Genomic DNA, 23,554 nt, shown 5'->3' on the forward strand with positions numbered 1-23,554 from the left:
CAGGTGCAGGTGCAGGTGCCGTAGAGTAGACCGGAATACTATTGGTCGGTTGAACCTCAACGTGCGCCGCAGTTTGCTCTTGCTCAATGAGCATTTTGAAAACGTGAATCTCTTTTTTATCCCGATAATCTACTTTTACCTTATCGAGAAAACCTTGGTCGACTAAACACTTAAGACAGTCGGCTAAACCAAACGTAGAGAGAGCACAAAGTTGACCTGCTGTTTGTAGGCACACATTGGTGTAGCCGAATTCGTCAGCACCGTCTGCAAGCATCAATAAAACCAGCTTTTCTGCAGGGCTAGAAGTATTCACTTGCCAAGCTAAATAAGAATATTTGGCGCTCAATATCGTGTTCTCAAAAAAGGTAAGTCGTTGTCACTATTGTAAGTCACCCCTTACCGAATTTATAGCAACTTAACAGAAAACGGCATTAGTAAGCCAAATATTGACCATAAGGAGACGTCTGCCCCATAAAGTAAGCCTACAGTCATTCATTCTTGTGGTTTAAGCTAGGAATCATTGGGCATGAATACGCATAGCAGCTTAAAGTGCCTACATTCTTTGTTAGGTTAAGAATGCCCAATTCGCGTCCACATTCTGTTGGTCACAATACAGGTCTTCTTTTAAAGTCTTCTCTTTAGGTCAACTATTGATGATTTTCTTAGCTATATCCCATTTATTCTCTTTCCATTCACAAAATGTATTTAATTTATAAAACCCCTTGATATGATCAATACTTGCGCTATTATGACGATAAGTCAGAAATGACGAAGCGTCACAAAATGGTTAACTACATGAATTTACTATTCGTGTTAATATATTGGATAGGAGTGTTTTAAATACTGGCGAAGCTTAGATAACGGCTAAGCTCATATACGGACTAAAAAATTATGTTTGGCTTTGGTTGTAAAGGCGATAAACAAGGTATCTTTGGTTGCAAAGGCGTGTTGTCTAAAAAGCAGCAGTCTATTGCAGACCGAGAAGTAGAGTTGATGTTGTTAGCAAAAGATCTGGTTCGAGAACAAGGGTTCGGAAACCTCACGATGGACAAGCTAACGGCAGCGAGCTCTTATTCTAAAGGTACGATATACAATCACTTTTGCAGCAAAGAAGACGTCGTTTTAGCGTTATGTATTCACTCTCTCAAGACAGAAGCAATGATGTTTGCTCGCTCTGGAGAGTTTGAAGGCAACACACGTGAAAAGATCGTCGCATTGCACGTTGCTTACCGAATCTATGCTCGCATGGAACCGGTACTATCAACCTGTGCGATCATGGCTAAAAGCCCGTGGGTACTAGAGAAAGCGTCTAGTGCACGCGTCGCCGAGATGAATGAACTGGAAGAGTTGGTGATTGAACAATGCGACTCTATGGTTAACCAAGCGGTAGAAGCGGGTGACCTAAAGTTCTCTTCTGGCGTTGGCTCAGATGCCATCGTTTTTGCTAACTGGTCAATCGCATTTGGTTCAAATGCCTTGTCACAGAACGCATCAAACAGTCATTGTATTAAGCGGTTACAAGACCCGTATTCAGTATTACACAACGCGAACATGATTCTAGACGGCCTAAATTGGCAGCCCCTTTCTAGTGACTGGGATTACCGCAAAACTTGGCGTCGTGTAGAACAAGAACTGTTCAGTGAAGAGATCGCTTACTTAGAGTCTGTAGGTCGATAGCTTCCGTTAAGCCCACACATGTGGGTTTATTAATAACCATTTTTGACGATTCGTCACAAACTTGAGACTGACCGACTGTGGTTGCTGTTTTCTTGAGTGTTTGACTAAGCATTGTGTCTTTTGTCAGCTTCGGCTGGCTTTTTATGACACAAATATGACGAATCGTCACAAATGGAGACTGTGATGAAACATGACAGCCAGAAGCCCACGTTCGATCAGCAAAACCGAGATAACCCTAATGCTGATAGCGCAAACACAGATCTAAACAGTTGGCACTCAATACCTACCAAGCGTTCGTTTATCGTTCTGCTGGTGGTGTTTTCAATCATCATTCTCTCTGCATTAGGGGCTAAGAACCTCTACTTTAGAGGGGACTACAACATCTTCTTCGAAGGCACCAACAAGCAGTTGATGGCGTTCGATGAAATCCAAACCACCTTTGCAAAAACCGACAACCTTGCGATTGTTGTCGCACCTGAAGATGGCAATGTCTTCACCCCTGAAACTCTCACCCTGATTCAAAATCTCACGGTTGATGCGTGGCAGATCCCGTATTCAAGCCGTGTCGATTCCCTTGCTAATTATCAGCACACCGAAGCCATTGAAGATGATCTTTTGGTAGAAGACTTGCTGTATGAAGAGTACGAACACACACCAGAACGCATCGCCAAAGTAAAACAGATCGCCCTTAACGAGCCGTTGCTTAAGAATGCCTTGGTGTCGGCCTCTGGCGATGTGACGATTGTGAACGTCACCGTGCAACTGCCAGAAGTGGACAAAACCGCAGAAGTGCAAGAGGTGATTGCGGCAATCAATACCATGATCGGCAAGTACCAAGCTCAGTATCCTAATGTCGAATTCCATAAAGCGGGCATCATAGCCATGAACAACGCATTTATGACTTCGGCTCAAGAAGACAGCTCAACGCTCGTTCCCTTGATGCTGTTGGTGGTACTGGTGTTCCTGACCTTTATGCTGCGCTCGTTCTTTAGTGTGGTGGCGACGCTCATTGTGATCATCTCTTCGATTGTTGCCACCATGGGATTGTCTGGTTGGGCAGGGATGTTCTTGAGTACCGCAACCGTGAATGTGCCAACCTTGGTTTTAACTTTGGCGGTGGCCGATTGTGTTCACGTGATTGTGACCATGAGACAAGCTATGCAGCGCGGTATGGAGAAAGCACAAGCCATTCAATACAGCATCAAGCTCAATGCGATGCCGATTCTGATCACCTCGGTGACCACTGCGATTGGTTTCCTGATGATGAACATGTCGGACTCACCAGTGCTGCGTGATTTCGGTAACTTGTCGGCACTGGGTGTACTTATTGCGTGCTTCTTGTCTGTGACTATGTTGCCAGCGTTGCTAAAACTGCTGCCAGTCAAACGCCTACCTGCCAACCCTAAGGCGGCAGACAAAGTCACCTTCATGGATAAGCTGGGCGATTTTGTCGTAACTAACCGTAAAGCACTGCTGCCGATTTCTACGCTAGTGATTGTTGGCGCTGCCGCGTTAATTCCGCTCAACAAAGTCAACGATGAATCGGTGAAGTATTTCGATACCTCAAGTGAATTCAGACAAGCGGCCGACTTCATGGAAGAGACCGTAAGCGGCATGACAACCCTCAGTATCGCAGTGAAAACTAACGAGTCTCAAGCGATTGCTGATCCTGTGTTCTTGCAAGCGATTGGTGACTTTACTGAGTGGCTACGTGTTCAACCAGAAACCGACCATGTCGCCACGCTTTCTGATGTTTACATGCGTTTGAACAAGAATATGCATGCCGACGACGACTGCTACTACAAGCTACCGCTGAACCGTGAACTTGCCGCGCAATATCTGCTGCTTTACGAAATGTCTCTGCCGTACGGCTTGGACTTGAACAACCAGATCAACGTCGATAAATCATCGATCAAAATGGTACTCACCGTCGATAACCTTGGCAGCGTTGAGCTAGTCGAACTCGAAGAGCGCATTTACTCATGGTTTGCAGCCAATGCACCGCAATATGAAGTGGTGGCTTCGAGCCCGTCACTGATGTTTGCTCATATTGGCGAAACCAACATGGCGAGCATGCTATCAACTTTGCCTATCACCCTAGTGCTTATCTCTGGCTTGATGATCTTTGCATTGCGCTCGGTTCGCTTAGGCATGATCAGCCTAGTGCCCAACATTGCGCCTGCGATCATTGGCTTTGGTTTATGGGCGCTTATCTCAGGTGAAATCAACCTCGGTTTGTCAGTCGTGGTCACGCTCACGTTGGGTATCGTGGTTGATGATGCGGTGCACTTCTTGAGTAAATACCAGCGCGCAAGAATCGAAGGGAAATCAGCAGAAGAAGCGGTTCGATACGCTTTCCACACCGTAGGTCGCGCTTTGTGGATCACCACTGTTGTGCTAGTGGCCGGTTTCTCTGTACTGGCGATGTCGAGCTTCAGACTCAACTCCGACATGGGCTTACTCAGCGCGATTGTGATTTTCATTGCGCTGGTGGTCGATTTCATCTTGCTACCAAGCTTACTGATGATCTTCGACAAACAGACCCACTATTCAGCTAAAACTCAGCACGAATCAAAGCCAGATACCAAGTCGCAGCCTAGATCGACAGCCGAACTGACTACTTCGACCAAATAAGGAAACGTCGGCCTGCTGCGGTGGGCTGACTCAAGGAGATATTTATGAAAAGCGTTAAACAAACATTCGCTACTACATTACTTACTGTTAGCTCGTTGGCACTGAGCACATTCGCCGCTTTCCCAGCATTAGCAGACCCAGCGAAAGGCTTAGAAATTGCCGAACAACGCAAAGCCGTCGATATGGGGTGGGGCGATTCTGTCGCGACCATGGAGATGCTACTTCGCAACAAACAGGGCGAAAGCAGTACACGTCTGATGCGATTGAAATCTTTGGAAGTCGATGACGATGGCGACAAAGGCTTAACCATTTTTGATGAACCACGCGACGTAAAAGGCACGGCTTTCCTAAACCATTCGCACATCACCAAATCCGATGACCAGTGGTTGTATCTTCCTGCACTCAAGCGTGTAAAACGCATCTCTTCACGCAACAAATCTGGCCCGTTTATGGGCAGTGAATTTGCGTATGAGGACTTAAGCTCGTTTGAACTTGAAAAGTACACCTTCAACTACATTGAAGACGCGAAACTGGAAGGCGTAGACACCTTTGTTTTAGAGCAAGTACCGACCGATAAAAACTCAGGCTACACCATGCAAAAGGTATGGCTAGACCAACAGCACTACCGCCCAATGAAAGTTGAGTTTTACGACCGCAAAGGCGCACTGCTTAAAACTCTATCGTTCCAAGATTACAAACAGTACCTAAACCAATACTGGCGCGCACACACCATGGCGATGCAAAACCATCAAACAGGCAAAAGCACCGTATTAACCACGACAGATTTAGTGTTCCAGACCGGTCTTAAAGACAAGGATTTCCAAAAGAACACACTAAAACGTGCGAAATAAGGCAGGAATATGAAAAGGATTGTGGCAACAGGAACCCAATTATCCTTAACCTTGGCGGCGACCGTCGGGCTTATGCAGGTGTCGTTGCCTTGTGTGGCGGCAGGCTTTAGCTCTGAGTTCGTAGAACAGGTCACCCCGGAGCTAGCAGGGCAGGTTAACCTTGAACATAGGCAGTTCTTTAGCGACGGCTTACAAGGGCAAGACAAAGGACAAAGCTCACTGGTGTTGCAGCCAGAGTTTTACTGGGAGCAACAAGAGGGCAACGGCAGCATTACCTTCACCCCGTTTTATCGCCTAGACAGTGAAGACGATGAACGAACTCATGGTGATATTCGCGAAGCCTTGTATCTCTCTTACTGGGACGACTACGAACTGCGAGCGGGTGTTGGAAAGGTATTTTGGGGCGTAACCGAATCGGCGCATTTAGTGGATGTGGTAAACCAGACCGATGCCATTGAATCGGTCGATGGCGAATCCAAGTTAGGTCAGCCTATGGTGCACTTCACCTCGATAAAAGAGTGGGGCACCATAGACGCCATGTTACTGCCGTATTTTCGTGAGCGTACCTTCGCAGGCGAAGACGGTCGATTAAGGCCAACCGTGCCAGTATCGGACGATGCGCTTTACGAATCTTCACGAGAAGAAAAACACGTTGATGTGGCATTGCGTTACAGCCAAATGTACGGTGATTGGGATGTCGGTTTAAGTTATTTAGGTGGCACAAACCGCGACCCTTATTACCGTGTGGAAGGCAATCAACTCAAGCCATACTACGCCCAAATGCAACACTTCGGATTGGATGTGCAAGGCATTATCGGAGACTGGTTATGGAAGCTAGAAAGCATTTATCGCGACAGCTACGACAACCACACAGGCGTAGTCACAGGCTTTGAATACACTTGGGTTGGAGCGCTTGAATCGTATTGGGACATCGGCTTCATCGCTGAATACCTGTATGACAGCCGAGGCAACAATGCCCAAACCATCGGCCAAAATGATGTGTTCCTTGGGGCACGTTTCGCTTTGAACGATGAAGACGGCACCGAAGTGCTTACTGGTATCACTCAAGACTTAGATAACAGTGATGTCTACAGTGCCAAGCTAGAGGCATCGAGCCGTATTAACAACAATCTCAAGTGGCGACTGAATGCTTGGTTGTTTGAGAATGAAACCCCAGAGGACTTGTTGTTCTTCGCACGCAAGGATGACTTTGTTGAGATGGCGTTGGAATATTATTTCTAATGTTAGCTTCGTGGGGCGTTCCTGTTGGGGGGGGACGTCTCAAATTTAAGATGAGCCATATTTAGAATGTTCAAAGTCGTCTTTTTATAAAGTGGATCAAACAATCGAATAAACCTACAGGTAAAATGGTTATATTTTTTCAGTATCTATAACCTCCGAATATGCATGTAAATCGTGCTGGTGGTATCGGCCTTAAGGGATTTATGAATTCATTTAATTGGGATAAAAACTTTGAAACAGGCATTGGTGTTGTAGATGAACAGCATCAATATCTTGTTGGTATTATCAACCACTACGGAAATCTGTTGTCAGAGAACACTATCTCTATCGACGACATAAACGTCGCTTTACTCGATCTCACATGTTATGCCGAATTTCACTTTAAAGAAGAAGAATCTTTGATGAGAGATTGCGGTGTGTATGAGCGACACATTGAAGAGCATATCAAAGTGCATCGTGTATTTATGCAAGATATCTACAGTATGCAAGCTTTCATCATGGAAGAAGATCAGTCGTCAGCACGGCAGTTACTTGATTTATTGATCCACTGGCTTGCTTACCACATCCTCGGCATCGACCAAAACATGGCGCGACAAATGACCGCGATAGAAGAGGGCGCGACACCTCTGCAAGCCTTTGAAGCGGAAGAAAAGCAGCAAGATTCTGCGACTGTCCCGCTGTTGGCTGCGCTTAACGGCCTGTTTGAACAAGTCTCTGAACGAAACAAACAGTTGTTACGCTTCAACCAGTTACTCGAAGATAAAGTTGAGGAACGTACGGCAGAATTAAAACGAGCGAATAAGAGACTTGAAGAACTGTCATTAACCGACTCTCTTACTAATTTGCATAACCGTCGTAGTGCTTTTAAACAGTTAGCGCTGCATTGGCAAGACTCCAAAGAACTGGGCATGCCTTTAGTGTGTATTATGATTGATGCCGACCACTTCAAGCGCATTAATGACACCAGCGGCCATGATGCAGGCGACTTGGTGCTACAAACCCTCTCGCGTGAACTGAAAAACACGTTCCGTAATGATGATATTGTTTGCCGGTTAGGTGGCGATGAGTTCTTGGTTATTTGCCCAAACACCGACCTTAAAGGTGGGATGTACATCGCGGAAACCGCTCGACAGAAAGTGTCTGAATTAGAGGTTGAAACCAGTCATCAAGTTTGGATTGGCAGTATTAGTGTCGGTGTCGCTGAAATGACCCAAGAATTCGAAACCATGAACGAATTGATTAAAGCGGCGGATGAGTCCGTCTATTTAGCAAAAAACGCAGGGAAGAACAGCGTTTGTTCTATTCAGATCTAGCCTTCAGGTCATTTCCAAATTAAGAAGTGGAACCTGTAATTGTTCCACTTCTTCCTACTCCTCATTAATATCCTGTTAAATTTGCCGTGTTTTTAGGCAATAACTTGTTCTTTTAGCGATTCAATTTGGCATTGGTTGCGTGTTTGATTACTATGTGTAGCTATCTAAAAAAACTAATCATCCGATACGGACACTACCAACTGGTAGATGAGGAAATGATGCAACATCTAGAAGAGATCATTGCTAATGCAACGACTGCTATTGATACAGCAGATTCGTTAGTCGCACTTGATGAAGTGCGAGTTCAGTATTTAGGTAAGAAGGGTGAACTAACTCTTCAACTACAAAGCCTAGGTAAACTTCCACCTGAAGAGCGTCGCACTGCTGGTCAAGAGATCAACAAAGCGAAAGGTGCTGTTCAACAAGCGATCGCAGCTCGCAAAGACGCACTACAACGTGCAGAGCTTGAAGCGAAACTAGCTGAAGAAACTATCGATGTGAGCCTACCAGGTCGTCGCATTGAGAACGGTGGTCTTCACCCAGTTACTCGCACAGTTGAGCGTATCGAACAGTTCTTTGGTGAGCTTGGCTTTAGCACTGAGTCTGGCCCTGAGATAGAAGATGCATTCCACAACTTTGATGCACTAAACATCGCAGACGATCACCCAGCTCGTACTGATCACGATACTTTCTTCTTCAACCCTGATCTAATGCTACGTACGCACACTTCTGGTGTTCAAATTCGTACGATGGAAAACGGCAAACCGCCTTTCCGCTTCATTGCTCCGGGTCGTGTTTACCGTAACGACTACGATCAAACTCACACGCCAATGTTCCACCAAGTGGAAGGTATGTTAGTTGATGAGAACGTAAACTTTGCACAACTTAAAGGCATTCTTAACGATTTCCTTTGTAACTTCTTTGAAGAAGAAGTTGAAGTGCGTTTCCGTCCTTCATTCTTCCCGTTCACAGAGCCTTCAGCTGAAGTTGACGTGAAACGTAAAGATGGCAAATGGCTAGAAGTTCTAGGCTGTGGCATGGTTCACCCTAACGTACTTCGCTCTGTTGGCATCGACCCTGAGAAATACTCTGGTTTTGCATTCGGTATGGGTGTAGAGCGTCTAACGATGCTTCGTTACGGCGTAAATGACCTTCGTGCGTTCTTCGAGAACGACCTTCGTTTCCTTAAACAATTCAAGTAATCCGGGGCAGTCGAAACTATGAAATTCAGTGAATCTTGGCTACGCGAGTGGGTTAAACCTGCAATTAACAGCGAAGAGCTAGCTCACCAAATCACTATGGCTGGTTTGGAAGTTGACGATGTAGAACCTGTTGCTGGTGAATTCACCGGCGTTAAAGTAGGTAAAGTGGTTGAGTGCGGTCAGCACCCAGACGCAGACAAACTACAAGTAACTAAAATTGATATCGGCGAAGAAGAGCTGTTAGACATCGTATGTGGTGCATCTAACTGTCGTCTTGGCCTAACTGTAGCAGTAGCAACAGTTGGCGCAGTACTGCCTGGTAACTTCAAAATCAAGAAAGCAAAACTACGTGGCGTTCCATCGCACGGCATGCTTTGTTCTTTCTCTGAGCTAGGTATCGACGTAGAGTCTGACGGCATCCTTGAGCTGCCTGAAGGCACAACGCTAGGTATGGACGTACGTGAGCTTCTTGAGCTTAACGACGTAACTATCGACGTAGACCTAACAGCAAACCGCGCAGACTGCTTCAGCATCCGTGGCCTTGCTCGTGAAGTTGGCGTACTAAACCGCGCAGACGTTACAGAGCCAACAGTTGAAGCTGTTGCAACAAGCATTGAAGACACAGTATCTGTTGAAATCAAAGCAACTGATGCTTGTCCACGTTACCTTGGCCGTGTGGTTAAGAACGTAAACGTGAAAGCGGAATCTCCAATCTGGATGCAAGAAAAACTGCGTCGTTGTGGTATCCGTTCAATCGACCCAGTTGTAGACATCACAAACTACGTGATGCTAGAGCAAGGCCAACCAATGCACGCATTTGATCTCGCTAAGATCGAAGGCGGTATCGTGGTTCGTCTAGCAGAGCAGGGCGAAAAGCTAACACTTCTAGATGGCAACGAAGCTGAACTAAACAGCAACACACTTGTTATCGCTGACCAAAACAAAGCACTAGCAATCGCTGGTATCTTTGGCGGTCAAGATTCAGGTGTTACGACTGAAACAACAGACGTACTTCTTGAAGCTGCATTCTTCGCACCGGATCACATCCGTGGTCGCGCACGTGCTTACGGCCTTCACACAGATTCTTCTCTACGTTTCGAACGTGGTGTTGATTCAACACTTCAAGCAGCAGCAATGGAGCGTGCAACACAGCTTTTAGTTGAAATCTGCGGTGGTGAAGTTGCGCCAGTAAACGGCAGCGAATCTGAAGCTGATCTTCCTAAAGCAAACGTAGTTGCTCTACGTCGCGCTAAGCTAGATAGCCTACTAGGTCACGAAATCCCATCTACAGACGTAGTGGAAATTCTTACTCGCCTAGGTTGTGAAGTTGAAAGCACTGATGCTGGTTGGACGGCAACGTCTCCATCTTGGCGTTTTGATATCGCAATCGAGCAAGACCTAATTGAAGAAGTAGGTCGTATCTACGGTTACGATAACATTCCAAACCAAGCGCCTAAAGCGGCACTTAAAATGAATGACCACAAAGAAGCTAACCAACCGCTTAAGCGCGTTCGTGACCTTCTTGTAGACCGTGGCTACCACGAAGCAATCACATACAGCTTCGTAGAACCAGAACAGCAAAAACTTGTTGTACCTGGTGTTGAGCCGCTAATCCTGCCATTCCCAATCTCTGCGGATATGTCAGCAATGCGTCTTGGCCTAATCCAAGGTCTACTAAACACAGTTGTTCACAACCAGAAGCGTCAACAGTCTCGCGTTCGTCTATTCGAATCAGGCCTACGTTTCATCCCTGAAGCAACTGCTGAAAACGGCATGCGCCAAGAAATGATGCTTGCGGGCGTTATCTCTGGTACTCGTGGCGAAGAGCACTGGGACATTGCAACTAACACTGTTGACTTCTTCGACCTGAAAGGCGACCTAGAAGCAGTTCTTGAGCTTTCTGCAAACGAAATCGCATACAGCTTCAAAGCAGCTAAGCACCCAGCACTTCACCCAGGTCAAACTGCGGCTATCGTAGTAGACGGCAAAGAAGTGGGTATCATTGGTACTGTTCACCCAGAACTAGAGCGTAAGTTTGGTCTTAACGGCCGCACTATCGTATTCGAAATCGAATGGGCAGCTATCAACACTCGCGTGCTTCCAGAAGCAGTAGCCGTATCTAAGTTCCCTGCAAACCGTCGTGATATCGCCGTTGTTGTTGACGAAGCAGTTGCTTCTGGCGACATCGTAGAAGCGTGTATCGCTGCTGGTGGCGAATTCCTAACAGGCGCTAAACTGTTCGACGTATACGTTGGTCAAGGCGTTGAAGAAGGTAAGAAGAGCCTAGCAATCGCACTTAGCCTACAGTCTGTAGAGCGCACACTTGAAGATGCAGACATCGCTGGTTCAGTAGATGCTATCGTAGCTTCAATCTCAGAGAAATTCGGCGCAGCACTTCGCGACTAATCTCTTCTGATAGATAGAAAACCAAAGGCCTCGCATTGCGAGGCCTTTTTTGTTTTTGTTGTATTCGATGACTGAAAAATTACAATTAAATATTCTTAATATATCCCTAACTCCCGGACAAGGTCATATTTTAATTTAGCTAAGGATTCTTCACCTATCTCAAGACTAGTTCGGTAGGAACCGAATATAACATCTTTAATTTTTTCAGGAGAGTCGCCGGTAAATTCAGCTATGTTTTGGATTACATGACGATTAAATTTTTGACCCTTTATTACGATATCTTTAACTTCTTTATCATGGCATTGATATATCTCGTTTATTTTGAAATCTTTAATGTACTGACGACAACCTTGACTAGTTGATTCAAGGTTTACTTTAAAGTTAGGGTAAAGCTTAAATTTAGATAACTCATGGAATCGATATGTTTTTGAATATGGATTTTTATAGTGCTCTAAATTACGGCTCCCTTTTATCGTAGTGTTACAAACAGAACATGAAGGTATTAAGTTATAAACAGACAAAGCAAATAAAGGGTGTATGTCTTTTTGATAGAAATGATCCAAAGTAAAGGTGGGATGGGCTTTATGTTTGTCGGAAAAGTTAGATGTGTAGTTTCGATTGCAATAAACACATACTTTAAAATTTAGTGATGCTATAACATCCCTCATGGTTTTTTTAGGCGAAGTGTTATATTTACCAAATTTATCATAGTTGAATATATTGTATATTAAGTCTTTTATGGGGTCAGGTGTTGGTATTGTTGTACAATATTCTTCTAATTTTTCAGGAGAGGATAGTATTATAGTATTAACTATTGATTTAGCGCCTAGTTTATTTCTAATAGGGCTGTGGTTAAATTTGCGGTCTATGAATTGGCGGAGTGTAAGATTATTTTTATAACACTCATAAAATACCTCATCTATTGTCAATTGGTTTTTTATATTTGATTTTATTACGAGTAGTTCCGCATTGTCTTTCCCTGGGTATAGGCCAAACCTGTCTTTTAGTGCGGTGTTTTTACCTGTGATAATAGTTAACTTACAATCTCTAATCGACTTTAAGTATTCACTTCTAAATGTAGAGATCGTGTAATTAGATTCGGCTATCTTTTTTTCTAAATTAATCTTTATCATGACTTTTTCTTATAGCTCTAAATAGTTCAGGATTACTAGATAATATTTCATTCAACTTATCAATATCAATGTCATCGCTGTTGATTTGGTTGTTCTCATTGTATTTTTCTTTGAGCGAAACTGCCCATCAATAAGCCATCTTTCATAAAAAATGTGTCAGTGAGTAGCGTATGTATATTTTCACCAAATGTCTGAGAATGCTGGACTAAATTCGACTGAACGCCCTTCTCTAAGTAAGTTACACGTTCATTTGGTATGTCAGAAATAACAAATGGTGAATGAGATGTTAAAATCACATGGAATTTAAACCTAATAGGTTTAGATGTTCTATTAATATCCTCAAGGAATAGCAATAGGTCATTGACGAAATCCCGTTGCCACTCTGGATGAAGCCCAACATCAACTTCATCCATAAGCAATACAATATCAGAGTATTTAATTGATGTAGCTGTATTGTAGCTTTGTATGTTGTTTACATGATACTTTATCGTTGATAACAATGTATAAAGAGACTTTTGTCCACTGCTAAGGGAGGAGAACTTTACACCCTTGGAATCAATAAGTTCAATGTTGAACCAACTTGGTATGCATTTGAATAAATCATCTTCCAAACTTATTGTTAATTTTAATTTTCTTTTTAGAGTAGCTAAGTTAATTTGGTTTTTAGTATTCTTAAGAACTTCTTGGTAATTAATTGAATTTCTAATTTTTAGTGTGTTGTGGCTAATATCTTGAATGGGGTTAATTGTTATAAATCCATCCTCATTATAGCTGTATTCTATATGCTTATCATTTTTATTATTGTATTTATCTATTTTGTCTGCTAGGTAAAGCAAGTTGAGGTATGAAGGGGGGATGTTCCATAGTTTCGCATTGGCTATAGCCAACCTTCTTTTTTTAGAAGTAAGGAATTCTATTGGTGACCTTCTTTTTATAGAGTTTTCTAGTTTTCTAGTCGTACTTTCAAAATTAATTTTATTAGTTAGAGTGCTTTTTGATTTTGATTTTTCAAAACTATAAACAATTGGTTTTGCAATATTTCTAGATGCTTCTTTAGATGTTTGGTTTTTCAAACCGTCCTTTGTGTAAGAATATCTCGTTAACTGTAAGGTTTCATTGTATACATCTTTGTTTTTTGATAGCACTAAAGTCAAACATGGGCCTTTATTTGCTTTGTTTAGTATTTTTTTTATTTTTTCAATGTTTATCGTTAATGTGGCTTTAGTTGGATTGAAAATGTCACAAAGTCTACTATTTTTATTATATTCTGAATGAGCTATGATTCTTTGTTTGTTGAGGTAGTCAATGTTTTTCATGTCAACATTGTCGTCTTTTTTCTGTGGTTCAATTAATATAGGCGTAGTGTATTTATCTGAACGGTGATAAATATCATTTATCCAGTCGTCTTCATTAGATCCCCAAAGTGAATCAAGCATGTAATTGAAATATATGGTAAAGAAGTCCTCTTTTCTTCTTTTGACTAGTTTATTATCAAATGTCACTTTTGAATATTGGTCACCAATGAATAATAACTCACCTTCTATTTCATAGATTAAAATCTCATTTCTTGATTTTTCATGGTTATGTAGTATTTCTAATGCTTTTCTTAGAAGGTTACTCTTACCATCGCCATTTTTACCGACCACAGCAGATATTTGTATATCATTATTATTAGTAAAAAAGTTGGAAGCAGCAGAGTTGTTTTTCGTTACAGTGAAGCTGTTATTTTCTTTTTCAATTGAATATTTATTAGAAAGAGTGAAGCCACCTTTCAGGTTTCTGTAGTTTTCAACCCAGATGTATATTATTTCCATGAACTGCCTTAAATTTTAAGTTTCCCCTATTGTAGTAAATTATTGTTTATGAAACTAGATTAGTTAGTGTTTTTACCAGAAACTATAGTATATTTTTGTAGCTATATGTTTCATGATTCTTTGTATAAGTTTACTGTCACAGTACGGAAATCTCGTTCGATTAAGGCTTAACACGTTATAGTGATAAATTTCAGAATGACGCGTCTGTCTTTCTCTATTTCGAATGGCCAACACTACATTGCTTTTTTGTAATTTATCTCCTTTGATAGAACCAAGATTAAATGCCTCGTGAAGTAAGGCATTTTTAGGTAGAAAGGTTTTAATCTTATAAATTATTTTCTGCGTTTTTTTAGAACAGTCAAATATTGTTCTAGGCTTGAAATATCTTGGTCAAGTTCATCAATATCAGGGAATGAGCCTGCAGCCTCTTCAGCCATATCGTGCCCATTCATATAGGTACTACACTTGCTCATCGCAGAGTTGATAGTTTTTATATCTATTTCATCAATATCTATTAAGTAACGACAGCTTTGGGTTTTTACTTCTCGATTAAAGCGCTCAACGACACCTCTGATCAACCATTCCTCGATCAACCTTTCCCACGTTTCTCGCATTTTCCCATAGATAATGCCAGCTTGGTATTGATAATCTTCAAGTGAATTGTCTGCTGCTTTTCTTGCGCGGATTGCTGCGTCTTTCAGAATCCCTAATCTAGAGTTAGTTTTAAGTGCATCCCAAGGCGGTGTATCTAGTGGGATACCTGTAATATTTCGACCTCGTGTAATCGCTTTGACAATAACTTTGTCTGAAGTTTCTTGTATCATCTTCATAAATGGCAAATCATGCGTGAATACAATAACCTGTCTTGATTCAGACTCTTCTACAATTCTACGTGCAAATTTAAGTCGCCAAACATGGTCAAGCGAGTTAACAGGGTCGTCAAAGATTATCGCAGACTTTCTATTGTCAGTATTGAGTTCGGCAAAGAACCCGGCTAGAGATATGCACTTTTGCTCCCCCTCACTTGCAATGTCCATAATACTTGCTCTGTTATCAGGGAGTTGAATGCTATATTTCTGATTACCTTTAGCTCCTTTTGTTAATGCTGTTAATTCAAAATGCTTGAACCCTAGTTTAGCAAGTTCCATATTAAAGAATTCCTGCATTCTACCTATCGAACTGGAACTACATATTTCATTGTTTAGTCGAGTCAAAGCTGAGGTTGAGGTTGAACGCTTAACTTTATCGTAAGCTTCTCGCTTCTTAGCCTTATCAATTTCACTTATGATTTGTTGCCGCACTAAGGCAATCTTTTCTTTGTCTTCAACTTCAAAAATACGTTGTTGCTTCAATTTGATAGTTGCGGCTTTTTGTTCATCGTCCTGTACAGCTTTTTCAGCCTCTTCTAATCTTCTGATAAGAGTATTTAGCTTTGTGAGAGCAACAATTTCAAGTTCGCCTTCAAGGAATTCGGGCTCGTCTTTGAGCATTTTTGTAACTTTTGAAATCAGCTGTTGTATCAAAGCGTCAAACTGGTTGCCTAATACGTTATCTTTTTCTTTAATTTCGTTGAGAATTGCGTCGTAAGGTGCCGTATTTAAATCGAGAGCTTTCACTTTTTTCAAGTCTACATCCCATGTTTTAGCTGCAAGATCTGCATCTTTTTGTAGCGAACTCCGAAGGTAATCATCGAACGATACGAGACGAACCGCAGTCGAAGCATCAATTTTTTGCAAACATGTTGGGCAGTTCTCTCCCTCTTTAGGTGGAAATGACTTTGATTGCTCCATGCCTTGAATAAAGGTCTTTGCTGCTTGCCACATGGCTAACCAATCTTCCGAGCCTATATTTTCTATTGGGAGCTCTGCGAATGTTTCTTTACTAAGTTTTAGAGCTGTGGACTTGGTATACTCCTTCCTTAGATAGGTGTCTTTGTATTGCTTGATTGATTCAGCAGATAGGCTGTCCACTAGTCTAGTTAGGAAGCTTTGTAGGGGTAATACGCGGGCTTTGCGCTTTATATATCTATCTTTTAACGTTTGAGGGGAATTATTGGTGAGCTCGACAACTTCCTTACGTAACTCTTTAAGTTCTGCAATTTCTTCTACAGTGGCACATAAAGAGTCTACATATTCTGAGTTAAGTTTGGATGTGATTTTCAGCGCGCTAGGAGAGGTTCCAAAATTCATTTGAGGAATAATATTACACGCAGAATACTGAAGCTCTTCGTGCTTAGCTCTTGCAGCAATATAGTTACTCGTTTTTAATAGCTCATCTAGAAGCTTCAATGCAGCTGGTTTGTAATGTAGATTTTCACTCTTAGCTAGATAGTGATTTGAAGACTGTGAATCGAAGACTCGTATTGATTTCAAGCATGAGTTCGCTTCTGATTGCAAACTCCAGGGAACAATTTCATTTTTTCCATTTGACTCAATCTCAATTTCAGCAACAGGTACCCCCACGCTGGCAGAAAATACGTTTTGTCTAATTGTAGGAGCCTCACCACGAGTCAGACAGGCATTCTTCAAGATTTTGGCATAACTAGATTTTCCAGCCCCATTGTTACCGTAGATAACTGTTAATCCTGTGGGCGAGAAAGTTAATTTTTTTTCGGGAGCAAGAGTTGAAATATACTGAGTATTACCAACCGAAAGGATCTTGTTTTCTTGTATTTCAGCGTGGTACCCCGTTGCTTTAGCTTCACCTGTCAACCGTTCATAGTCCGCACCAATCGCCTCTAAGCCAAACTCCATTTTGGCTACTGAATAGGCTGTTTCAAGTTCCTTATCGGTTAACTCTCCCATCTCGATGGCTTGATTTAATGTGTATCTCCACCATGCAGGTTTCGCTTTGCTATTTACTAAGTTGCATATTTTGGTTGCGATTGGCATAGACATTCTCTTCATTAACAAGAATGTTCATTGTATTTCATATGGCTTGTAAGAAGTTTGCTAGATATCAAATAACTATCACGGTTAGAGTTTGTTTAAGCACATTTACTGAAATACGTAACCCAATCTAATGGGAGTTCTTTTATCTTATGAATCATCCTTGACCTGTCTACAACTTCACACTTTATAGTGGCTATATTGATTGAGAGGGGAGCTTTCTGTGTTCCCTCCAAAGTAAGTAGAGAGACACTATGAAACGTTTAATTTTAAACATCACACTCTTGGTATTCATGACGTTTAGTAGCATGAATGCCATGGCTAATGATTCAAAGGTTAAGTACGGTATTGCGATATCTCACGATGGTGAGCAAATTGCGTATGGCAAAAGTGGGAGCGGGGAGAAGGCACTGATCTTCATTCACGGCTGGAGTTTAGACAGCAGGCTGTGGCAAAACCAAGTGAGTGAGTTTTCAAAGCAGTACCAAGTGATCACCATGGACTTAGCAGGGCACGGTAACTCATCGTTCAATCGCGAAGAGTACACCATGGTTGCATTCGCTGAAGACATCAAAGCCGTCATCGAGAAAGAACAACTTGAATCCGTCATCTTAGTCGGCCATTCGATGGCGGGTGGTGTGATTGCAGAAGCGGCTAAACTGATGCCAAAAAGAGTGAAGGGCATTATTGGTGTCGATACATCGCAAAACGTCGCACTAGCGGTATCACAAAGCGACTTAGATGCGATGACCAAACCGTTTGAAGTTGATTTCCAAGCAGGCATTACTATGTTCGTGAAAGACTCGCTACCAAAAGACGTAGACGCGGATTTACTTTACTGGGTAACACAAGACATGGCCTCAGCCCCGCCCGCTATCGCGATAAACCAGTTCCGCCATTATCTAGGCCAATACGTGACAGGCGAAGCATACCACGTGTATGAGAACGTGAATGTGCCAGTCATATTGGTTAACGCTCGCCTATGGCCAACCGATTCAGAAGCGAACAAGAAACACATCAAGGATTACAGCATTTACTACATTGAAGACTCAGGCCACTTCCCAATGCTAGAGCAACCACAGCAGTTCAACTCAACGTTGATGAAAGCGGTGAAGTCAGTGAAGTAGGGCAGTTGTACGTGAGAATAGGCTGATAATCCCCTCCTAACCTCCCCTTGGTTTACATCTCCAATCTCTTGTTGGCAACGATAAAGGGGAGGAACTGAATACCGATCGTGACAAGTGCTGCTATATGTTCAGCGACAAAGAATGTTCTCCCCCTCATTCTTAAATCTCAAGAGATCGGGTCACTCCATTCGAGGGGGAGCTAGAGGGGGAGGCTTTGGCTTACTAGAACCATTCAACACAATATTGATGAAAGCGGTCAAGTCAGTGAAGTAGGGGCGCTGTAGTTGTTAAAAGATGGATGTAATCGGTGATAGATAAAACTAGGCCTCGCGTGTGCGAGGCCTTTTTGTTAGTCGGAGGTTTTGCTAGATACATTTATTCCCAATGTGCGAGCAATGATCGCATCGTTCACTCGTTTATGGTCCCTAAACTTGTGCCGCATAGTTATATAAATGATCCAACAACCACCCTTAGATACGTAATTAGCACCGCTGTTATTAGTAATGGCTGACCGAATCTAGTGGTGCTTTCTACTGATAATAATTTTAACTATGTGTTTAGGACGTCCTGCTATGGCTAAGAAAATAATATTCATTCATGGTCGCGCTCAAAAGCCCGATAAAGCTCCCCTTCAAGCACTCTGGTACGAGGCCATAGAACATGGCTTGCAGCGAGATTGTGGAGACTCAAGTTCGTTACAAGCTTTTAAAGATGTCGATAAACGGTTTGTCTATTACGGTGAACTATCAAACACATTGTTAGATAAACCAACGGAAGACCCTGCAAGTCGTCAGCAAGCGTTGTCTGAACTCAAAAAGTACAAGACAAGCCAGTTCAATAAAACAACGTATAACAAGGTGTCTAAAATTGGTTTTCTAAAAGAGGCGTTAGCAGATACTTTTTCATCGCTCTTTGGAAAGCTGGGTGTGGCTGAGACACTCATTACGAAGGTCGCACCGGACATGGCACACTATTGGAATGAAGATACCTATTTTGGTAGCGATGTCAGGCATAGGCTAATGGTTGAGCTGAAGGAAGCGCTTGATAATCAAGATGATGTGATGATTGTATCGCATAGCCTTGGGTCGATGATCAGTTATGACGTGTTGTGGAAGTTGTCTCATTACGGAGAGTATAGACACGACTATGGTGCGAATAAGAAGGTCAATTTATTGCTTACGCTTGGGTCACCGTTAGGAGATGAAAACGTAAAAGATAGGCTAAAGGGGAGTCGCTTAAAAGATGAGAAGAAGTACCCTTTAAACATTCAGCAATGGATAAACATTTCGGCAGAAGATGATTTTATCTCTCATGACAGCAAAATTAAAAATGACTTTAAGGATATGCTCAAACTGGATCTGATACCCGGTGGAATGAAAGATATCCACCCAATCTATAACCTCAATATTCGCAACGGAAAAAGCAATCCCCATGCTTCTATCGGTTATCTCATTAATCCTAAATTCATCAAAGTATTGGATGAATGGCTCTCGAGTTGATTTGGTTTACCATCGTAAATTGCTTCTCTGCTTGTTCGTTGGAACGAAGATAAAACAAAGCCTCGCGTGTGCGAGGCCTTTTTGTGTTCCGACTAAAACTAGATATTAATCGAGCCTAGCGAAAGCTTGGGATAATCGCTGGAATCCCCGGTAGAAGGCCAACCAACGCCATTACGCCACTTAGCACAATAAACATAGTGCCAGGCAACACCCAGCGGCTCATTTTACTCAGTTCACTACTACGTTCTTTACAACCGACTAAGCCTAAGTTATCCAACAGCATGGTGAGAGCCCAACCAAATGCTGGGTTAACGAGCGCAGAAGAAAATACAACAATCGCTGCTGATTGTGTGGTTTTTCCTTCACGAGTCATTTCCATTCCAGCTTCTAGCAATGGCACAAATACCCCAACAATTAGCGCCACACACAGTACAGGTTGCCAGATAGCTAGATCCATCGGGTAACCCCAAACAGCGGCGATGATACAGAACAGAGCCGTGAGCAAAGCGCCAGCAGGGATAGGGCGTTTAGCAATCGCAGCCGGTACGATATAAGTCCCCCATGAAGACGTAAAGTTAGTACCGCCAAGCAGAGAACCGAACGTTTGACGAATTGAAGCCGTGGTCATGGTGTCGTCAATGTTCATGTGTACTTTTTCGGTACGTTCTGGGTAGCTGATCTTTTGGAATACTTGATGCCCTAAGAAATCTGGCGACCACATCGCCACGGCTAAAATAGCAAACGGCAATACCACCATGAAGTGTTCAATCGTCGGCAGGCCTAGCATCCAACCTGTATCTTCGCCCCACCAATACATAGGGTTCATGTTAGGTAAGCCTGGCTCTGTGTGGAAAGCAAATGGGGCACCCATGGCAAATGCAATCGTACCACCCAACAAGCAGCTAAGAGGTACTGCTAACCAACGTTTGCGGAAGTGTTCCAGTAGCGCGTACAAGATAATGGTGCAAAAGATCACCACAAACGCGATGTGGCTCATACCGATTCCTTCAGCCCAAGCGAAAAGCTTTTTCACTTGAGAGGCGGTTCCAACAAAGCCGAGGTAGAGCAATAAGCCGCCACACACGCCTTTACTGGTGAGGTTGGCCAACATGCTGCCACCTTTACTGATGGCTAAGATGAGGCCAAAAGCGCCAATCAACAGGCCAAACGCCATCGGGTGTCCACCTGCTGCAACCACAATCGGAATCAAAGGGATAAGTGGGCCGTGGGTCCCTGCGAGGTTTGCAGTCGGCAATAAAAAGCCAGAGAAAATAATAATGAAAACAGAGGCGATGAGCAGTTCATAACGAACGTTTTCTAGAATGAAGTCTTCATTTAATCCGAGAGCCCCAGCAAAGGTGGCTGCAATCGCGCCCACCATAACCACTTTACCAATGGTCGCCGCCATCGCTGGGATGGTGTCTTCTATCTCAAATCGATAATCTTTAAACGGCAAATTTGGACGCCAACGCTTAGGCGACATGATTTGCAATTCGTGTTCTAGATACTGTTCTCGGGATTCAAACTCTGAGCTTGGTTTATGTTGTTGTTCATAGGTGAGTTCATCCTCATTGGCTTGAGGCTTCTCTGTTTGTATATGTGCGGACTCTAAAGTAGTGCTCATTTTGATTCCTTTCGTTCACACTCTTAGGTGTGTTATTCCAACAAACGTTGTTGACTCACGGTATGAAGTGCAAACAATGCGTCAACTTATAATTAAAAACTCATTAACATTTAGTTGTTAGTACCTTATACCAAACCAAAAAAAACAAATAGACTCAGTCGGTTAGACATTAGTCGTAGAGTCGGACGACTAGTATTAGACCCTGTAGATAGTATGTGTCTGGTTATTTGTAGTCCCTTAATTTCTCCCACGTTCTGCACTTGATAGTGATAGAATCTCCGCATTAGAGTTATCGAGAAACTAGGTATTTATAAACAATGTTTATCCATCACGTAAATGGCATCGACTGGCTGGTAATTACAGCCTTTGAAGAACTGAAAACTATGTTTATCGAAGATGCAGGCCCAATCCCAGCTTGCTTTTCTACCGCCAGCGAGTTGAGCCTGATTGATCAAGCCAAACGCAGTTATGGATTTTTGCCTAAACTCCGCGGTGTGATCACCGATACCGGCACTTTTCAAAGTAGAGATATTGAAGAAGATTTGAACCCACAGCTTGCGTGTATCGTTGAAGGGGGTGGTCGGGTTTTTATCTATCACGGCGACTACGTGGCTTTTGTCGATGACGAGCAAACCTTCATTACCCGTATGGACTGAGAGTGATTCAGTGAGTTGAGATCGGCGAATTGGTAAATCGGCGAGTTAGCCCACCTAGAATTTAAAACTAAAGGATTAATATGATGGCAAAAACGATCTCATTGGTACTTGGCAGTGGTGGCGCAAGAGGCTTGGTTCACGTTGGAGTCATCCGCTGGTTAATTGAGCATGGCTATCAGATAAAATCCATTTCTGGCTGTTCAATTGGCGCACTTATCGGTGGTGTCTACGCTGCGGGCAAGTTGGATGAATTTGAAGAGTGGGTCACCAGTATCGATCAAGGTGATATGGCGATGTTGTTGGACTTTTCATGGCAGTCGAGTGGTATGTTCAAAGGGGACAAGATCATCGACACTCTGCGTGGACTGATCGGCGAGATTTCAATTGAAGATCTGCCCATCCCTTATACCGCAGTTGCCGCTAACGTCGCCGATGAAAAAGAGGTTTGGCTGCAATCAGGTTCTCTGTTTGATGCCATTCGCGCCTCTATCTCTTTGCCACTGTTCTTGACCCCTCACGTTATCAATGGAGAAGTGCTGATTGATGGCGGCGTTCTTAATCCCGTACCGATTGCGCCTACCTTTGGTGATAATACAGACTTTACACTGGCTGTGAATTTAGGTGGTGAACCTGAAATGGTTAAACAGGAAGTGATACCGGTTTCCCTGCCAACAAAAGAGAGCAACCTGCATGAGAAGGTTGTGCATTTTATCGATAACCTCGGTAGCAGTGTAAAAAGCAAAATGAGCTTCAACTTTGCTTTTTACGATATTGCCAACCAAGCATTTGATGCGATGCAATCGACCATTGCTCGCCAAAAGTTGGCCGCTTACCCCGCCGATATCACGCTTGAGATCCCACGCAATGCTTGTGGCACCCTAGAGTTTGATCGCTCACAAGAGATGATCGACAGAGGCTACCACTTAGCACAGGCTAAACTGGGCAATCGACTTTAATGTATTTGCTGCTGAATGAGGGTAACTATGGAAACTGAACTCAAACTATCTGAACTCAAAGAATTGGTCACAACAAAAGATGTCATCGTGCTCACCAGCATAGAAGAGCCTGCTGTATCTTGGTTGATAGATTGCTATCAAGAGAATGCTGATATCCAAATTATCGAGAACGCACACCAACTAGATACTGAAGCGATTTTGCGGCAATGCAGAAGCAGCCTTAACGAAAGTAAAAAGGTCATCCTTACAGCGCAGTTTCGTAGTCAACTGCCTATCATCAATATCGCTTCACTGTGTAATGAGCAGCGCAAATCATTGATCAATATTGAGCTATCAGGCTGGGATGAAGACAAACGCGTTCCTCATTCTTACAGTAGTTTTTAGCTTATATTTGTTGCTAGGTAACTGCAGTTTTTAGGTAACCGACAGCGTCTCTATAACCAGAGCAGTTCAACACAAGGTTGATCAAAGCGGTTAAGTCAGTGTCCGGAATTTGTTGACCACTACAGGGTGGTTGTATCGAATCAGGAGT

The 23,554-nt window shown here is 43.0% G+C and carries 16 protein-coding genes and 1 pseudogene; 12 read left to right on the forward strand and 5 right to left on the reverse strand.

Annotated features, from left to right (window positions below; translation table 11 throughout):
* Positions 1–346 (reverse strand): annotated as a pseudogene (locus AB4329_RS16105) (hypothetical protein); the annotation flags it as partial.
* Between the two features lie 545 nt (positions 347–891).
* On the opposite strand from AB4329_RS16105, the gene AB4329_RS16110 reads away from it, so the two are divergent.
* The 7 genes from AB4329_RS16110 to pheT all read left to right on the forward strand — a co-directional run bounded on the left by AB4329_RS16110 (position 892) and on the right by pheT (position 11,325).
* Complete coding sequence (locus AB4329_RS16110; RefSeq protein ID WP_004741595.1) at positions 892–1,677, forward strand: TetR/AcrR family transcriptional regulator; 786 nt, start codon at positions 892–894, stop codon at positions 1,675–1,677.
* Positions 1,678–1,848: 171 nt separating this feature from the next.
* Positions 1,849–4,311: an RND family transporter gene (locus tag AB4329_RS16115; RefSeq protein ID WP_372138744.1), complete on the forward strand. Its 2,463-nt coding sequence runs from the start codon at positions 1,849–1,851 to the stop codon at positions 4,309–4,311.
* Between the two features lie 44 nt (positions 4,312–4,355).
* Complete coding sequence (locus tag AB4329_RS16120; protein WP_136974813.1) at positions 4,356–5,162, forward strand: outer membrane lipoprotein-sorting protein; 807 nt, start codon at positions 4,356–4,358, stop codon at positions 5,160–5,162.
* A gap of 9 nt (positions 5,163–5,171) precedes the next feature.
* Positions 5,172–6,404 (forward strand): hypothetical protein, encoded by a 1,233-nt coding sequence (locus AB4329_RS16125; protein WP_372138746.1) that lies wholly within the window; start codon positions 5,172–5,174, stop codon positions 6,402–6,404.
* A 203-nt stretch (positions 6,405–6,607) separates the two neighbouring features.
* Positions 6,608–7,717 carry a GGDEF domain-containing protein gene (locus tag AB4329_RS16130; protein WP_029235308.1) on the forward strand — a complete coding sequence of 370 codons (1,110 nt, stop codon included), beginning with the start codon at positions 6,608–6,610 and terminating at the stop codon, positions 7,715–7,717.
* Between the two features lie 218 nt (positions 7,718–7,935).
* Positions 7,936–8,919, forward strand: a complete 984-nt coding sequence (gene pheS / locus AB4329_RS16135; RefSeq protein WP_004734764.1) for a phenylalanine--tRNA ligase subunit alpha — start codon at positions 7,936–7,938, stop codon at positions 8,917–8,919.
* Between the two features lie 18 nt (positions 8,920–8,937).
* Positions 8,938–11,325, forward strand: a complete 2,388-nt coding sequence (gene pheT / locus AB4329_RS16140) for a phenylalanine--tRNA ligase subunit beta (protein WP_372138747.1) — start codon at positions 8,938–8,940, stop codon at positions 11,323–11,325.
* A gap of 95 nt (positions 11,326–11,420) precedes the next feature.
* Here the strand turns inward: pheT and AB4329_RS16145 are convergent, their stop codons facing one another.
* The 3 genes from AB4329_RS16145 to AB4329_RS16155 form a co-directional block, all read right to left on the reverse strand.
* Entirely contained in the window at positions 11,421–12,458 is a 1,038-nt protein-coding gene (locus tag AB4329_RS16145) for a hypothetical protein (protein ID WP_372138749.1), read from the reverse strand.
* Between the two features lie 95 nt (positions 12,459–12,553).
* Entirely contained in the window at positions 12,554–14,272 is a 1,719-nt protein-coding gene (locus tag AB4329_RS16150) for an AAA family ATPase (RefSeq protein ID WP_372138751.1), read from the reverse strand.
* Positions 14,273–14,604: 332 nt separating this feature from the next.
* Positions 14,605–17,163 (reverse strand): AAA family ATPase, encoded by a 2,559-nt coding sequence (locus tag AB4329_RS16155; RefSeq protein WP_372138752.1) that lies wholly within the window; start codon positions 17,161–17,163, stop codon positions 14,605–14,607.
* A 251-nt stretch (positions 17,164–17,414) separates the two neighbouring features.
* Between AB4329_RS16155 and AB4329_RS16160 the strand changes: the two genes are divergently transcribed.
* Positions 17,415–18,287 carry an alpha/beta fold hydrolase gene (locus tag AB4329_RS16160; protein ID WP_372138754.1) on the forward strand — a complete coding sequence of 291 codons (873 nt, stop codon included), beginning with the start codon at positions 17,415–17,417 and terminating at the stop codon, positions 18,285–18,287.
* Between the two features lie 572 nt (positions 18,288–18,859).
* Positions 18,860–19,786: a hypothetical protein gene (locus AB4329_RS16165; protein WP_372138756.1), complete on the forward strand. Its 927-nt coding sequence runs from the start codon at positions 18,860–18,862 to the stop codon at positions 19,784–19,786.
* Between the two features lie 115 nt (positions 19,787–19,901).
* Here the strand turns inward: AB4329_RS16165 and AB4329_RS16170 are convergent, their stop codons facing one another.
* On the reverse strand, positions 19,902–21,410 hold the full coding sequence (locus AB4329_RS16170; protein ID WP_017059070.1) for a DUF3360 domain-containing protein: 1,509 nt from the start codon (positions 21,408–21,410) through the stop codon (positions 19,902–19,904).
* 317 nt (positions 21,411–21,727) lie between these two features.
* Here AB4329_RS16170 and AB4329_RS16175 point away from each other — a divergent pair, with 317 nt between their 5' ends.
* The 3 genes from AB4329_RS16175 (at position 21,728) to AB4329_RS16185 (ending at position 23,406) form a co-directional block, all read left to right on the forward strand.
* Complete coding sequence (locus tag AB4329_RS16175; RefSeq protein ID WP_372073977.1) at positions 21,728–22,066, forward strand: cytosolic protein; 339 nt, start codon at positions 21,728–21,730, stop codon at positions 22,064–22,066.
* 83 nt (positions 22,067–22,149) lie between these two features.
* Complete coding sequence (locus AB4329_RS16180) at positions 22,150–23,022, forward strand: patatin-like phospholipase family protein (protein WP_017070388.1); 873 nt, start codon at positions 22,150–22,152, stop codon at positions 23,020–23,022.
* A 15-nt stretch (positions 23,023–23,037) separates the two neighbouring features.
* Positions 23,038–23,406, forward strand: coding sequence for a hypothetical protein (locus tag AB4329_RS16185; protein WP_032546992.1), 369 nt, complete (start codon positions 23,038–23,040; stop codon positions 23,404–23,406).
* Positions 23,407–23,554 lie beyond the last annotated feature (148 nt).

The organism is Vibrio sp. 10N.261.54.A5, from assembly GCF_041471145.1.
GTDB classification, from domain to species: domain Bacteria; phylum Pseudomonadota; class Gammaproteobacteria; order Enterobacterales; family Vibrionaceae; genus Vibrio; species Vibrio crassostreae_C.